Source organism: Pseudoalteromonas atlantica (assembly GCF_043641955.1).
Lineage (GTDB): Bacteria > Pseudomonadota > Gammaproteobacteria > Enterobacterales > Alteromonadaceae > Pseudoalteromonas > Pseudoalteromonas atlantica_A.
The window spans coordinates 384645-399413 of sequence record NZ_JBHZRV010000003.1; the positions used below are offsets into that span (position 1 = coordinate 384645).

At 41.5% G+C, this 14769-nt stretch carries 14 protein-coding genes; 11 read left to right on the top strand and 3 right to left on the bottom strand.

Annotated features, from left to right (window positions below; all coding sequences use genetic code 11):
* Positions 1–14: 14 nt before the first annotated feature.
* Positions 15–1073, bottom strand: a complete 1059-nt coding sequence (gene pspF, locus ACHUE3_RS09170; protein WP_394192181.1) for a phage shock protein operon transcriptional activator — start codon at positions 1071–1073, stop codon at positions 15–17.
* Between the two features lie 187 nt (positions 1074–1260).
* On the opposite strand from pspF, the gene pspA reads away from it, so the two are divergent.
* The 8 genes from pspA to ACHUE3_RS09210 all read left to right on the top strand — a co-directional run bounded on the left by pspA (position 1261) and on the right by ACHUE3_RS09210 (position 7807).
* Positions 1261–1920, top strand: coding sequence for a phage shock protein PspA (pspA, locus tag ACHUE3_RS09175; RefSeq protein ID WP_394192182.1), 660 nt, complete (start codon positions 1261–1263; stop codon positions 1918–1920).
* Between the two features lie 69 nt (positions 1921–1989).
* Complete coding sequence (gene pspB, locus ACHUE3_RS09180; RefSeq protein WP_099296101.1) at positions 1990–2223, top strand: envelope stress response membrane protein PspB; 234 nt, start codon at positions 1990–1992, stop codon at positions 2221–2223.
* A complete protein-coding gene (gene pspC / locus ACHUE3_RS09185) occupies positions 2220–2621 on the top strand; it encodes an envelope stress response membrane protein PspC (RefSeq protein WP_394192183.1) in 402 nt (133 codons plus the stop codon). The genes pspB and pspC overlap by 4 nt, the downstream gene beginning before the upstream one ends.
* Before the next feature lie 58 nt (positions 2622–2679).
* Entirely contained in the window at positions 2680–4095 is a 1416-nt protein-coding gene (locus ACHUE3_RS09190; protein WP_394192184.1) for a YcjX family GTP-binding protein, read from the top strand.
* The gene (locus ACHUE3_RS09195) at positions 4092–5126 is read left to right on the top strand and encodes a TIGR01620 family protein (protein WP_394192185.1); all 1035 of its coding nucleotides are present in this window, start codon (positions 4092–4094) and stop codon (positions 5124–5126) included. Before ACHUE3_RS09190 ends, ACHUE3_RS09195 begins: the two co-directional genes overlap by 4 nt.
* Positions 5127–5260: 134 nt before the next feature.
* Positions 5261–6442 (top strand): methionine gamma-lyase, encoded by a 1182-nt coding sequence (megL, locus tag ACHUE3_RS09200; RefSeq protein WP_394192186.1) that lies wholly within the window; start codon positions 5261–5263, stop codon positions 6440–6442.
* Positions 6443–6655: 213 nt separating this feature from the next.
* Entirely contained in the window at positions 6656–7453 is a 798-nt protein-coding gene (phhA, locus tag ACHUE3_RS09205; RefSeq protein ID WP_394192187.1) for a phenylalanine 4-monooxygenase, read from the top strand.
* Positions 7454–7462: 9 nt separating this feature from the next.
* Positions 7463–7807 (top strand): 4a-hydroxytetrahydrobiopterin dehydratase, encoded by a 345-nt coding sequence (locus ACHUE3_RS09210; RefSeq protein WP_087530773.1) that lies wholly within the window; start codon positions 7463–7465, stop codon positions 7805–7807.
* Between the two features lie 53 nt (positions 7808–7860).
* On the opposite strand, the gene ACHUE3_RS09215 is transcribed toward ACHUE3_RS09210, so the two are convergent.
* Positions 7861–8766, bottom strand: a complete 906-nt coding sequence (locus ACHUE3_RS09215) for a DMT family transporter (RefSeq protein ID WP_394192188.1) — start codon at positions 8764–8766, stop codon at positions 7861–7863.
* Positions 8767–8913: 147 nt separating this feature from the next.
* On the opposite strand from ACHUE3_RS09215, the gene hrpA reads away from it, so the two are divergent.
* From hrpA to ACHUE3_RS09230, 3 genes are read left to right on the top strand one after another with little or no spacing between them, the layout of a single operon-like run.
* Positions 8914–12801 (top strand): ATP-dependent RNA helicase HrpA, encoded by a 3888-nt coding sequence (gene hrpA, locus ACHUE3_RS09220; RefSeq protein ID WP_394192189.1) that lies wholly within the window; start codon positions 8914–8916, stop codon positions 12799–12801.
* Between the two features lie 32 nt (positions 12802–12833).
* On the top strand, positions 12834–13211 hold the full coding sequence (locus tag ACHUE3_RS09225) for a response regulator (RefSeq protein WP_394192190.1): 378 nt from the start codon (positions 12834–12836) through the stop codon (positions 13209–13211).
* An 8-nt stretch (positions 13212–13219) separates the two neighbouring features.
* On the top strand, positions 13220–13516 hold the full coding sequence (locus tag ACHUE3_RS09230) for a PilZ domain-containing protein (protein ID WP_394192191.1): 297 nt from the start codon (positions 13220–13222) through the stop codon (positions 13514–13516).
* Between the two features lie 14 nt (positions 13517–13530).
* Here ACHUE3_RS09230 and ACHUE3_RS09235 read toward each other — a convergent pair whose 3' ends face one another.
* Positions 13531–14721 carry a class I SAM-dependent methyltransferase gene (locus ACHUE3_RS09235; protein WP_394192192.1) on the bottom strand — a complete coding sequence of 397 codons (1191 nt, stop codon included), beginning with the start codon at positions 14719–14721 and terminating at the stop codon, positions 13531–13533.
* Between the last annotated feature and the right edge of the window lie 48 nt (positions 14722–14769).

The window sequence follows — 14769 nt, forward strand, 5'->3', positions numbered from 1 at the left end:
CGTTCAACCTCTGACTATTGTTGTTGATCTAGCAAATTATATTTTTTTAAATAGCCTCTAAGTTGATGATACGTCAAACCAAGTACTTCTGCAGTCTTCTTTTGATTAAATTGACTGTATTCCAGTGCTTTTTTTATTAAATCAATTTCAAACTCATTTGAAAGATCTTTTAAACTGCATGGAAAGCTATGAACTGAAGGCTCACTAACTGGCTTAACCTCTGTAACAATCGGCACATCCTGTGTTGATTGCTCAGTCTTAACTGGGGCTTTAATACGTTGTTTGGGCCTAAATTTACTTTCGAATGGGTCTAAAATAATCTGGTGAACGGGAATATGTTCATTGCCATGACGATATAAACTACGCTCCACGACATTTTTCAGCTCACGAATGTTACCTGGCCAATCGTAGCTTAGTAGCTTTTCAACGGCGCTTCGGGTAAAGCCACTAAATAACTCCCACTCTAAATCGCGAGCCATATTAATGGCAAATTGTTCAGCCAGTAGCATTATGTCGTCTTGACGTTCACGTAGCGGCGGCAGAGTAATTACATCAAAGGCGAGTCGGTCGAGTAAATCACTTCTAAATTCGCCTTGTTCGGCCAAATATGGCAGGTCTTCATTAGTAGCACAGACTAAACGGGTATCTACTTTAACCGTTTGTTTCCCCCCAACTCGTTCAAACTCGCCGTATTCAATGACTCGTAACAGTTTTTCTTGCACCATGGCTGAGGTGTTGGCTAATTCATCTAAGAATAGGGTACCTGAGTTAGCACGCTCAAAACGGCCTTCATGGCGTTTACTAGCTCCAGTAAATGCGCCGCTTTCATGGCCAAATAATTCGCTTTCAAGTAAGTTCTCGTTTAATGCCGCGCAGTTGAGCTTTACATAGTTTTGCTCCCAGCGTTTTGACAAAAAGTGTAAACGAGCAGCAATTAACTCTTTACCTGTCCCGCGTTCTCCAATAATTAACACCGGTTTATCTAAACTTGCTAGCTGCGATACTTGATCCAGTACAGCTAAAAAGCTGTCTGATTGGCCGAGTAAGTTATCCTGTTGACGAAATTGGCTCATATTCCCTAACTCTTAGTCATTTTTACTAACAGTTAGTGTATTTCATAATTCGGGAGAACTAAAGGAATTTGTATTTTTAGTTTAACTTTATGAAAATATTACTGTATTTTATGTTTTATAAAGTTGGCAAGCATATTGTAACAGTGAGTGCAGACCAATTAAGTTAAACATCACAGAGGTAAATGTTATGGGAATTTTTTCACGTTTTGCAGACATTGTTAATTCTAATATCAATGCCATTTTGGATAAAGCAGAAGATCCTGAAAAAATGGTTCGTCTTATCATTCAAGAAATGGAAGACACGTTAGTTGAGGTGCGTTCAACATCAGCTAAAACATTAGCAGAGAAAAAAGAGTTAGTACGTCGTGTTGATACACTAAAAGCACAAGTATCAGAGTGGCAAGATAAAGCGGAGCTTGCATTAAGCAAAGACCGCGATGACCTAGCACGCGCCGCTTTACTTGAAAAGCAAAAGTCGGCTGACGCTGTGGCTGCTGTTGAAACTGAGCTAAGCCATGTCGAATCTCATATTGAGAAACTCCAACAGGAAGTTAGCACACTTCAAGAGAAGTTAGCAGACGCTAAAGCACGTCAAAAAGCAATTATCTTACGTCAACGCTCGGCTGAGTCGCGCCTTGAAGTGAAAAAAGCATTAGATAGCTCAAAAGTTGAAGATGCATTAAATCGCTTTGAACGTTACGAAACTAAAATTGATGGTCTAGAATCTCAAGTAGAATCGTACGACTTAGGTAAAAAGTCATTGTCTGATGAAATTGCTGATTTACAGCAAAATGAAAAGATTGATGATGAATTAGCAGCGCTTAAAAAGAAGCTTGCTGACAAGTAAAATATAATAATTAAGGGGGAATATTCCCCCTATGCTTAAACAAATAAACGGATTGTGCAGGAGAAGGTTATGATTGACGCAGATGTGTTGGTTGCCCCAATTATCATTTTTATGATTGTGGTTGCGCCACTATGGTTAATTTTACATTATCGTAGCAAAAAGCAGGTAAGCCAAGGCTTGAGTGAACATGAACACCGCCAGTTATTAGAGCTTGCTCAAAAAGCAGATAAAATGGCAGACCGAGTAGAAACACTAGAAGCACTACTTGATCAAGAGGCCCCACAGTGGAGACGTAAAGTATGAATACTAAACGCGAACTGTTAAGAGACCCAGTACGAGGCAAAATTGCCGGTGTATGTGCAGGACTCAGTGATTATTTTAATATGGAATTGTGGTTAGTCAGAATCATTTTTGTCACCGCAGTTCTATTAGCCGGCGGACCTTTATTTGTGGTCGCGTATATTGCAGCATGGTTTATTTTAGATAAAAAGCCTACAAATTCACCGGCAAGCTCTTATACAACACAACATGAAGACCCACTTGAAGTAAAATTTAAGGTATGGCAAAAAGGTGAGCCACCACGTCGCGCGTTACAAGATCTTAAAGATCGCTTGGGCCGTGTAGATTCACGCTTGCAAGAGATGGAGCGTTACGTGACTTCAACAGAGTTTACGGTTAGCCGTGAAATCAACAAGCTTTAAAGGATTTAATAGCACTTTATCAGACTAGTAAAGTAAGTAGATAAAGTGCTCACTCATTATGATAAACACTTCATCTGCAAAAAAAGCCTTCAATAAACTTAAAGGGAAAGCTGAAAAAGCAGTCCACCGAAGTTTAGACCAACATGTAAAACTTGCCGTAACAGGCTTAAGTGGTAGCGGTAAAACAGCATTTATTACTGCACTTGTTAAACATTTGACCAGCCAAGCTGACGATAAAAACTTACCCTTTTTTGATGTTATGCAGCAAAAGCGTCACATCGCCACTAAAGTTGTACCGCAACAAGCGCTGACTATTCCTACCTTTGCTTATCAAAATGCGTTAGGGGCATTATTGCCTCACGATGGCGAACCTATGTGGCCTGCCTCAACAGAACGTATAAATACCTTGCGTTTGGCTATTAAATATCAAAGTGGTTCGGGATTACGCTCGCACATTGCACCACAATCAACATTATACCTTGATATTATTGATTACCCAGGTGAGTGGCTACTTGATTTACCGATGCTTGAGCAAAGCTACCACCAGTGGTGTGAGCAACAATACGCGTTATTGGTGCAGCAGCCTCGTGTTGATAAAGCACAAGACTTTTTATCCGCTCTTAATAACCTTGATTTGAATGCGCCTGTCGATGAGCACGCATTGAGTGAACTTGCTAAACTCTACCAAAGCTTGTTAGTGGGTTTAAAAAAAGACACTAAACTTGCCATGCTCCAACCTGGACGCATGTTGATGCCTGGAGAGCTGCAAGGCGCACCTCTTTTGTTGTTTTTTCCTGTGGCTGAATATGACGGTGAAGTAATTCCCGGTTCAAACTTGGCACATTTACACAAGCGTTTTAACGCTTATGTAAAAGAAGTGGTGAAACCATTTTATACCCAGCATTTTCGTCATTTTGACCGTCAGATTGTATTGGTCGATGTACTGAGTGCATTAAACGAAGGACCTGAAACGCTGCATGAGCAAAGCGCTGTTATTCAGCAATTACTAGCGCATTTTAGCTATGGTGAAAATAGCTTTATAAAGCGCTTGTTCAAACCCAATATAGATAAATTATTGTTTGCGGCTAATAAATCAGATCATATCAGTGGTGAACACCATAAAGACTTAGCCTTACTGCTTGATTCATTAGTACATGAGCAAGCAAATCATCTTAAGTTTGATGGGGTGAAAATTGAGACCATCGCGATGTCATCTATCGCAGCAACGCAACCTCGAAAAATTACTGAGCAAGGCAAACCCCTTAATTGTATTTATGGCAAACCATTAAATGAGCAGCAATGGCTGACCTATTTACCTGGGCAACCGCCATCACGCATGTTAACTAAAACAGAATGGCCTGCAAATGGGTTTGAGTTTTTGTCATTCTCACCTATGCCATGCCCAGATAAACAGTTAAAACATATTCGGTTAGATCATGTTATGCAGTACCTATTAGGAGATAAACTTACATGAGTGAATCAACTTCATTTCAAGCGGGAAGGCGTATTGAGTCTGAGCAGCCGATTGGCGACCCTGAATTAGACTTGGTTACTGCAAAAATCGTTGAACACGGTGAATTTGAACACCAAGCCGAAGAGGAACCTGAGTTAGAAGACGATATTGACCTCGCACCAGTATATAAAAAATCAAAATGGCAAACCCTAAAAGGGGTATTCGTTGTGAGCTTTTTAACGTTAGTGCTGATGGAATTTGCATTTTCGTTAGTGGTTGCATTTCAACAATCAATTATTTTAGGCACTGTTTATTCTATTGCCGTTGTTACTGGTTTTTTGCTAATTGGCCGCTTGTTATGGCGTGAGTACCGTATGTTGCGCAGTTTAAAGCGTAATCAATTACACCGTCACGAAGCCGATAGGTTACTTAATTCAGAGCAAGTGGGTGGTGCATTACCTTGGCTTGAAAAGCTTAATAAGCATCAGCAATTAACAGGCTTTGATGAGTTTAAAGCAAGTGTTGCAACGCACCATACGGATAAAGAAATCATGACCTTGTACGCTGATAGCTTATTGGTCGCGCAAGACACCCAAGCAAAAAAATTAATTAACCGTTTTGCCACAGAATCAGGTTTGCTTGTGGCACTTAGCCCGATTGCATTAGTTGATATGATGGCCGTTCTTTGGCGAGGCACTAAATTAATAGAGCAAATAGGGCGTATTTATGGCATTGGCTTTGGTTATGCAAGCCGCATTAAGCTTTATAAAATGTTGATAAAGCAAGTGATGTTTGTTGGTAGTGCTGAGCTGGTCTCTGATTTAGCGGCAACCGCACTTAGCGCTGAGTTACTTGGTAAACTGTCTGGCCGTGCGGCGCAAGGTTTAAGTGCTGGTATATTTACCGCGCGTATTGGTTATAAAGCCATGGAATTGAGCCGTCCGTTACCGCGCTTAGAGCATAAACGCAGTTTGCTCAAAGGCACCGCCCAGCTTATTGCCAGTAAAATTGTGTCTCGTAAAAAGAGCAGCAAAGATCAACAGCCTCTTTAAAACTGACAACATATCTGTACAGTGGCTATTAGGTGCTTAGCACTGAATAGCCATCTGTGCATCCGGCATGCTTGTTATCTACCTGCTGATACGCTTTGATTATCATATTAATAATAATCAAAAAAGATCATACAATGAACAAACTCCACATCGACAGTCAATGTATTCATGGGCCAAATAAAGCGAACGATCCACACGGCGCTTTAACATCGCCTTTGTATCAAACATCTACCTTTCATTTTACTGATGCAGCACAAGGCGCAGCTCGATTTGCAGGGGAAGAGCCCGGTTATATTTATACCCGTTTAGGTAACCCAACGACCACAGAGCTTGAGCAAAAGGTTGCTCAACTTGAAAATTGCGAAGCCGCTGCGGCCACAGCAACCGGAATGGGGGCAGTGTCAGCATCGGTGTTGAGCTTCTTATCACAAGGGGATCACCTTGTTGCATCAAGTGCTTTGTATGGCTGCACATTTGCTTTTTTTGCTCATATGCTACCGCGCTGGGGAATAGAGGTAAGCTTTGTTGATATGACCAATGAACAAGCACTTCGTGAGGCGATAAAACCAAACTCAAAAATGATTTTTGCTGAAACCCCGATTAACCCAACAATGGCTGTAATGGATTTAAACTTGATCAGTGACGTTGCAAAACAGCATCAGCTTATTAGCGTTATCGACAATACTTTTTTAACTCCACTGCTGCAAAAACCAACTGATTATGGCATTGATTTAATTGTCCACAGTGCAACAAAATACCTAAACGGCCATGGTGATGTGGTTGCGGGCTTAGTGTGTGGCTCCGATGAGCATATTAACTTAATTAAAATGACGGTACTTAAAGACATTGGTGCAACCATTAGCCCTCATGATGCGTGGTTAATTAACCGTGGTTTAAAAACATTAGCAATACGTATGCAGCGCCATTGTGAAAGCGCGCAAACTATTGCTGAATTTTTAGAGCAACACCCACATGTTAACACCGTTTATTACCCTGGCTTGAAGTCTCATCCGGGAAATAAGTTTATTGGCACGCAAATGAAAGCGGCTGGTGGAGTGATTGCATTTGAGCTAAAAGGCAGCCTAAAAGACGGCGAGCAGTTTATAAATAGTACCAAGCTGTGCACATTAGCAGTGAGCTTAGGTGATGCTGAAACATTGATACAACACCCTGCATCGATGACTCATTCGCCCTATACGCCAGAGGAAAGAGCGGCTGCGGGTATAAGCGATGGCTTAATTCGCCTTTCTGTTGGGCTTGAAGATGTTAACGATATAATTAATGATCTTAACCATGCATTTACTCAAACTATGTAATTCGTAATTTTATGTGTACATTAAGCTGGGTCTTAAGGCCAGTGTTTATAAGGGTGTAAATATTACGCTCTAAAACTGTAATTTTAAATTTACGATCTTGGTGTTGTAGCCATTGGCTGATATGAACCCAGCTATTAAACTTTGCCTTACATTTGCTTAGTATCTGGGTAACACGTTGATACCGATATTCGGTTTAACAGCAAGAAGGTAATTATGGCTAAAGCAAGTAAGTACACCTCTAGAACACCCGATGAAAATGGGGTGATTCACTGGAGCGATGAAGAAAACAAAACATGGTCAGAGCTCGTTGCCCGTCAATTAAAGTGTATTGAAGGCAAGGCGTGTGATGAGTATATGGAAGGGCTAAAAAAAATAAACCTTCCTCATGATCGCATTCCGCAGTTAAGCGAATTAAACGAAGTGTTGTTAGCAACCACAGGTTGGCAAGTAGCCCCGGTGCCTGCATTGATTGACTTTGATGAGTTCTTTCGTTTACTAGCAAACAAGCAGTTCCCTGTGGCAACATTTATAAGAACACGTGAAGAGTTTGATTATTTACAAGAGCCAGATATTTTCCATGAAATATTTGGCCATTGTGCGATGCTCACCAATCCTGATTTTGCTGAGTTTACCCATAAGTATGGCCAGTTAGGGTACGCAGCAGAGAAAAAAGATCGCGTTTATTTAGCGCGTATGTATTGGTTTACTGTTGAGTTTGGTTTGATGCAAACCAAAGACGGCCTACGTATTTACGGTGGTGGTATTTTATCAAGCCCAGGCGAGACACAATACGTATACTCTGATAAGCCAGAAATAAATCCAATGAATGTACTTGATGTGTTACGCACACCGTATCGCATTGATATAATGCAGCCTTTGTACTACACCATAAACTCTATCCATGATTTATTTGATATTTCACAGTTGGATATTATGGCGATAGTTGAGCAAGCAAAAGAATTAGGGTTACACGACCCAAAATTTCCTCCTAAAGAAAAAATAGCAAGTTAAGGATTTAAAATGTCATCATTAAGCGCACAAAAGTGTGAAGCATGTCATGTTGATGCTCCAAAAGTGTCAGACGAAGAGCTAGCAGAACTAATTAAAATGATCCCGGACTGGGTGCCTGAAGTACGCGATGGCATTATGCAGTTAGAGCGTGTTTATAAATTTAAAAACTTTAAACAAGCTATTGCCTTTACTAATAAAGTAGGTGATATGGCGGAAGACGAAGGCCATCATCCTGGTTTATTAACTGAATGGGGCAAAGTGACGGTTACTTGGTGGAGCCATTCTATTAAAGGCCTTCACAAAAATGATTTTATTTGTGCTGCAAAAACTGACGAGGTTTTTGCTGCGCTATAACTAACCCTGTTTTACCCACAGGATAAAAGGTGCATTATAAATGCACCTTTTTTTTACGTATTTTTTGGCAAGCGTAGTGCTAGTTTTTTAGGTAAAAAGCCAGTGACTAACATAGTGCCACTTATGACACACAATGCACCAAGTAGGGTGTTTGAACCAATCTGTTCATCAAGCACTAGATGACCCCAAAAAATCCCAAAAAGTGGAATTAAAAACGTCACGGTTAGTGCTGACGTTGGGCCTATTTCTTCAATTAAATTAAAAAACAAAATATAGGCAATACCAGTACAAATAACGCCTAGAGCAACAACCCCTAACATAACGTGTGTGGTTGGGACTTCTCGAATTGGCATAACAAAAACGAGCGGCAGTACCAATATACTTGCTGCCCACATCGAGCCATGTGCATTATTGAAAGGCGTTAACTTAGGTGCGTGCTTAGTGTAATGCGATGCAATGGCGTAGCTTAACGATGCACAAAGCGCCGCAATAATAGCTATTAGTGAGTCTGAATCTGGGCTAAAGTTATCTTGCCCGACAAGCAGTACAACGCCGATTAAGCCAAGCACTAAACCACAAATCATACTCTTTGTTGGTTTTGTTTTAGCCCATATTACGCCTACTACTGCTGCCCAAATAGGGGTGGTTGAATTTAGTATGGATAACGTTGATGCGCTGATTGTTTGGGCTGCATACGCAAAGAGTAAAAAGGGCAGTGCGGAATTAAGTGCGCCAATAATAAAAAAATGTTTACGATGGGCTTTAAACGCTAAGCTCTTAAAAACAGATTGGCGTTTAATATACAGTGCTACTAAAAACAATGTGAGGGCTGCAAAGCCGACTCTAAATTCAATCAGTACCGCTGGGCCTAAACTGGTTGCTGCCATTCGCATAAATAAAAATGATGCGCCCCAAATAGCCGCAAGCGCAAACAATTGGATTAAACTTTTTAAGCTCATAGTAAACACCTTGGATAAGTAAGCGCAAAGCATAGCATTGTCTGTTTACAGCCTCAGCCAAAATCGGCACTCACAGATAAAATTTATATTGCTGTAAAGTTTGATACAATTGGGCGTCTTTATTCAAAATTATTAAGGAAGTCGCGGGTGGTAAACCTAGGTCAATTGTTTGGTGAACTCAAAACGTGTTTAAGAAAAGATCAATTCATCTTCAAAAAGCGCCTTCATGGCATAAAAAAAATATCTGATGAAGCTAAACAAGCGGCTGTTATAGAAAAAATAACCGCAGATATAACACGTAGCCGACAGTTGCGTGAGGTTCGCTTAGCTCAACTACCAAAAGTGGCCTACCCAGAGCAACTTCCGGTTAGTCAGAAAAAAGACGACATTAAAGACGCTATTGCCAATAACCAAGTAGTTATCATAGCTGGCGAAACCGGCTCAGGTAAAACAACTCAGATCCCTAAAATGTGTTTAGAGCTTGGCCGTGGTGTTGATGGCTATATTGGCCACACTCAACCGAGACGTTTAGCGGCACGCAGTGTTGCAGATCGTATTGCCAGTGAGATGCAATGCGAACTTGGCCAGCAGGTGGGTTTTAAAATTCGCTTTAGCGACCAAGTATCAAACAATAGTTACATCAAATTGATGACAGACGGTATTTTGTTAGCTGAAATTCAGCAAGATCGTTTTTTAAATCAATACGACACCATCATAATTGATGAAGCCCACGAACGTAGCCTTAATATCGATTTTATTTTAGGCTATTTAAAAAACTTATTACCTAAACGTCCCGATTTAAAAGTCATTATTACCTCTGCAACCATTGATCCTGAGCGTTTTTCAAAACATTTTAATGATGCACCAATTATTGAAGTGTCAGGGCGCACTTTCCCGGTGGATGTGCGTTACAGACCGTTAGTTGAAATTGATAAAGACGACATGGAGGCAGAGGGCGATCAACTGCAAGGCATTTTTGATGCAGTGGATGAGTTATGCCAAGAAGGCCCAGGCGATATTTTAATCTTTTTAAACGGTGAACGGGAAATTCGCGACACCGCCGATGCACTCAGTAAACGTAACTTAAAAGGCGCTGATGTACTGCCGCTTTATTCACGCCTATCAAATGCAGAGCAAAACCGCATTTTTGCCCCGCATAGTCGCCGCCATATTATTTTGTCAACCAACGTTGCTGAAACCTCTTTAACGGTGCCGGGCATTCGTTATGTTATAGACCCAGGAACAGCGCGTATTAGCCGCTACAGCTACCGAACCAAAGTACAGCGCTTACCTATTGAACCGATTTCACAAGCCAGTGCGAACCAGCGTAAAGGGCGCTGTGGCCGTGTTGAAGCGGGTATATGCATTCGATTATACGCAGAAGACGATTTTAATTCGCGCCCTGAGTTTACCGACCCTGAAATACTGCGCACCAACTTAGCCTCGGTTATTTTAAAAATGCTTGGTTTAGGCCTAGGCGACATGGCTAACTTTCCGTTTGTACAAGCGCCTGATAGCCGTAACATTAACGATGGTTTAACCTTGCTTGAAGAACTTGAAGCCGTTAAACCCACTAAGCGTCATCAAGAAACACGATTAACAAAATCGGGGATGGACTTAAGCAGACTCCCGGTAGACCCGCGCTTAGCTAAAATGGTATTAACTGCGCAAAAGCTCGGTGCACTGCGTGAAGTAATTATTATTGTTGCAGCCTTGTCGATTCAAGACCCTCGTGAACGCCCGCAAGAAAAACGTGCTGCAGCCAATGAAAAGCATGGCCGTTTCGATGATCCAGATTCAGATTTCATTGCGTTTTTAAATTTGTGGAATTACTTAGAAGAGCAGCAAAGTGAACTCAGTAACAGCCAGTTTAGAAAGCTTTGCCAAAAAGACATGCTGGCGTATATGCGTATCCGTGAGTGGCAAGACATTGTTTATCAACTAAGCACGGTTTGTAACGAAATGGGCATGAAAGCCACTACAAATGTGGCTGACGGCGATAAAATTCACCAAGCGTTATTGAGCGGTATGCTGAGTCATATTGGTTTTAAAGACGAAAAGCAGTTATACAAAGGTGCGCGCAATAGTCAGTTTCATATCTTTCCAGGTTCAGGATTATTTAAAAAGAGCCCGAAATGGATTATGTCGGCTGAGCTGGTTGAAACCAGTAAGCTTTATGCGCGTATCAATGCCAAAATAAACCTTGATTGGGTTGAACCGTTTGCGCAGCACTTAGTTAAGCGTAGCTACAGTGAGCCACATTGGGAGAAAAAGCCGGGCGCTGTTATCGCGTTTGAGCAGCAAGTGCTTTATGGGTTGATTATTGTCTCTAAACGCCGTTGTGTGTATAGCAATATTGACCCAAAAGTGAGCCGTGAGCTATTTATTCGCAGTGCTTTGGTTGAACAAGAGCTGGGTCAAAATGAAGGGTTTTTACAGTTTAACCGTGAGCTGATTGAAGATATTCAAACGCTTGAGAATAAAAGCCGCCGCCGCGACATACTTGTTGATGAGCAAACGCTTTATGAGTTTTACGATAAAAAAATTCCGCAAGATATCAATAACCGTGCGGCATTCACTAAGTGGTACAAAACCAAAAAGCAGCAAGATAAACGCTTTTTACATATGACTCGTGATGATTTAATGCAACACGGCGCTGACAGTGTCACTGAGTTTGATTACCCTGATGTTTGGCAGCAAAACAACCTGATGTTGCCGCTGAGCTATCATTTTGATCCCGGCCAAGCCGTCGATGGTGTGGCAGTACAAATACCGGTGGCATTATTGAATCAGGTTGAAGAAAGCGGTTTTGATTGGCATATTCCGGCGTTTCGCCATGAGCTTATTACTGGATTAATAAAATCATTGCCGAAATCGTTACGTCGTAACTTTGTTCCTGCACCGAACTATGCTGATGCCGTGCTAGGTGCTATTACGCCAATGCAAGGTAACTTTATTGAAGCGCTTAGTCATCAGTTGTTGCGTATGACTGGGGTGCGTGTTGAACCTGATGCTTGGGAGCTAACAACACTAGCCACTCATTTACGATTCCAGTTTGAAGTGCGTGATGAAAAAAATGCACTGCTCGCTCGCGGTATGGACTTAGCCAAGTTAAAAGCGCAGCTACAAGGTAAAGTAACGCAAACACTCTCTAAAGTAGCTGATAAAGGAATTGAAAAAGCAGATTTAACGCAGTGGGATTTTGGTAAGCTCCCCGCTTCATATGTTAAAAAACAAGGGCAATACGAAATTAAAGCGTACCCTGCGCTGGTGGATAAAAAATCATCTACTGCAGTTGAGCTATTTGATAATGAAATCAAAGCACAAGCGGCACATCAGCAAGGGCTGCGTCGTTTGGTATTATTAAATGTGCCGTCGCCAATAAAGTATTTACAACAAAATTTGCCTAACAAAGCCAAACTCGGCCTCTACTTTAACCCATTTGGTAAAGTGGCTGATTTAATTGATGATTGTATTGCCGCAGGCGTAGACAGCTTACTTAAAAACTTAGGCGATGTGAGAACAGAGCAAGCATTTGAGCAAGTAAAAGAGCAAGTACGCGGTGAGCTCGGTGATACCGTTGTTGCGATAGCAACGCAAGTCGAGCAAGTGCTGAGTATTGCGCACGCTTTACATAAAAAAATGAAAGGGCGAGTGGACTTAACCATGATCACAGCGCATGGTGATATAAAAAGCCAGCTGGAGTCATTAGTCTTTAAAGGCTTTGTCTCCTCTCACGGCGCTGAAAAGCTAAGTGATCTCATCCGTTATTTAAAAGCCGTAGAAAAACGCTTAGAAAAGTTGCCAGTTGATCCAAATCGTGACAGATTATGTGTACTAGAATTAGACAAGGTCGCACAAGAATATCAAAAGCAGCTTAAAAAAGTGGCGCCGGGACTACCTGTACCCCAAATGCTGATTGATATTTTTTGGATGCAGCAGGAACTTCGCGTATCACTTTTTGCGCAAACCCTAGGCACGCCTTATCCAATTTCAGCAAAGCGTATTTTAAATGCTATAAAAGAGTGTGAATAGCCTTAACAAGACAAGAAGGAACTAATCGTTATATGGACTCAATGGCTCGTTCGCGTCTACGGCTTCTGGTTGTAGACGATGAGTACTTTAATTATGAAATGCTAGAAGCGGCGTTATCAAATAGTTTTGATTTGAGCTATGCTGATTCAGGGCAAAGTTGTTTGACCTCAGCCATTGCTAATCCTCCCGATGTAATATTGTTGGATGTATGCATGCCGGGGCTTGATGGTTACGATACATGCCGGATGCTAAAAAATACACCAGAGACACAGGATATCCCGATTGTCATGGTGTCAGGCTTAGAGTCTGAAAAAGAGCAGCAGGCTGGATTTGAGGCTGGCTGTGACGCCTATGTCATTAAACCATTTTCAGTCGTTGTGCTAGTTGATAAAATTAATAGTGTTGTTTAGGAGACAGTATGCTTAATGAAGACCAACGCAATTTTAGACGGATGCAAATTAACGCAAAGGCCACTTTAACAACGTTAGAGCCAATTAAAGATGAGCAATACGACGCATTATGTGTTGATTTGAGTGCTACAGGTTTGTCTTTGCAATTAGACGATCTGTTAGAGATAGGCACAATTGTTAAGGTTAAAATTGACTCCACGAGTCCAACAATTGCACCGTTAGATGCTGTCGCTAAAGTGATTCGTGCCTCTAAAGAAGATGACGGCACGATCACCGCAGGGCTTGAGATTATGCAGTTTAATTAGACTGCGTAGTCAGCCTAATAAACTTTACAAATTAATCCTTTGAGGTAAAAACCTTCTGGGTAGCTACCTGCAATAGGGTGATCGGCTGCTTGGTTTAAACGCTCCATAATTAATAAATCCTTACCGGCATCAAGCGCTGCATCGGCAACCACTTTTTGGAACAAGTTTTGTTCCATCAAGCCTGAGCATGAAAATGTGAGTAATGTGCCGCCGGGTTTAAGTATTTGCATGGCAATCATGTTGATATCTTTATAACCACGACACGCGCCAGTGAGTTGAGCTTTGTTATCTGCAAACTTGGGTGGGTCCATTACGATGGTGTCGAATAAAACGCCCTCTTCACGGTATTGACGCAATAGCTTAAAGACATCTTGTTTGACAAAATCGACTTTATTTAAATCAAGATTGTTATGTTCAACGTTGCGCTTTGCTGTATCAAGAGCTGGTTGTGATACATCAACATTAGTGACATGCTCACAGCCCCCACGTAATGCATAAAGTGAAAAAGTACCGGTATAGCTAAAGCAGTTAAGTACTTTTTTGTCTTTAGAAAAGCGTTCTAAGGCGGCACGGCTATCACGCTGATCAAGGTAAAAGCCAGTTTTATGACCTTCAATAATATCAACTTCGAGTTTTAAACCGTTTTCTTCTATTAATACTGGCTGCTGTGGTTTATTGCCCCACAGTACACCCGTTGTCGGCTCTAAACCTTCTTTGTTACGTACATCAACGTCAGAGCGCTCATATACATCACAACCCGGGAAAATAGTCATTAGAGCGGCGACAATTTCACCTTTATGGCGCTCGGCACCTGCGCTCAACAACTGACAAACTAATACATTGTCAAACTTATCAATGGTCACACCGGGTAAAAAGTCAGACTCGGCGGCACATAAACGAAAACCGGTTAAACCACCTTCTTCAATAACTTGGGCGCGAGCAGCAAGTGCACGACGTAAACGGCGTTCAAAAAAGTGTTGGTCGATAACCTCTTTTTCATCAAAACTCCAAACACGTGCACGAATTTGCGAATGCGGGCTATAAGCAGCAGTTGCTAGGAATTTACCTTCGTTATCGTGAATAGTAACGGTGTCACCTAGGCCAGGTTTGCCCTTAATTTTTTTAATAGCTTTAGAAAATAACCAAGGGTGCTTTCTTTTTAAAGACTTCTCACGACCAGCTTGCAGGTAAATAGCAGATGACATTTGCATACTCATAACAGATAAATTAGCGGCTATTTTAGTAAAGCGGGG

Excerpts from the sequence above, each read along its gene's own strand:
- phhA (WP_394192187.1), top strand. The coding sequence starts at position 6,656 with ATGGCTAAAGCAAGTAAGTACACCTCTAGAACACCCGATGAAAATGGG.
- ACHUE3_RS09230 (WP_394192191.1), top strand. The coding sequence starts at position 13,220 with ATGCTTAATGAAGACCAACGCAATTTTAGACGGATGCAAATTAACGCA.
- ACHUE3_RS09210 (WP_087530773.1), top strand. The coding sequence starts at position 7,463 with ATGTCATCATTAAGCGCACAAAAGTGTGAAGCATGTCATGTTGATGCT.
- ACHUE3_RS09190 (WP_394192184.1), top strand. The coding sequence starts at position 2,680 with ATGATAAACACTTCATCTGCAAAAAAAGCCTTCAATAAACTTAAAGGG.
- megL (WP_394192186.1), top strand. The coding sequence starts at position 5,261 with ATGAACAAACTCCACATCGACAGTCAATGTATTCATGGGCCAAATAAA.
- pspA (WP_394192182.1), top strand. The coding sequence starts at position 1,261 with ATGGGAATTTTTTCACGTTTTGCAGACATTGTTAATTCTAATATCAAT.
- ACHUE3_RS09235 (WP_394192192.1), bottom strand. The coding sequence starts at position 14,721 with ATGTCATCTGCTATTTACCTGCAAGCTGGTCGTGAGAAGTCTTTAAAA.
- ACHUE3_RS09195 (WP_394192185.1), top strand. The coding sequence starts at position 4,092 with ATGAGTGAATCAACTTCATTTCAAGCGGGAAGGCGTATTGAGTCTGAG.
- pspC (WP_394192183.1), top strand. The coding sequence starts at position 2,220 with ATGAATACTAAACGCGAACTGTTAAGAGACCCAGTACGAGGCAAAATT.
- ACHUE3_RS09225 (WP_394192190.1), top strand. The coding sequence starts at position 12,834 with ATGGACTCAATGGCTCGTTCGCGTCTACGGCTTCTGGTTGTAGACGAT.
- pspF (WP_394192181.1), bottom strand. The coding sequence starts at position 1,073 with ATGAGCCAATTTCGTCAACAGGATAACTTACTCGGCCAATCAGACAGC.
- ACHUE3_RS09215 (WP_394192188.1), bottom strand. The coding sequence starts at position 8,766 with ATGAGCTTAAAAAGTTTAATCCAATTGTTTGCGCTTGCGGCTATTTGG.
- pspB (WP_099296101.1), top strand. The coding sequence starts at position 1,990 with ATGATTGACGCAGATGTGTTGGTTGCCCCAATTATCATTTTTATGATT.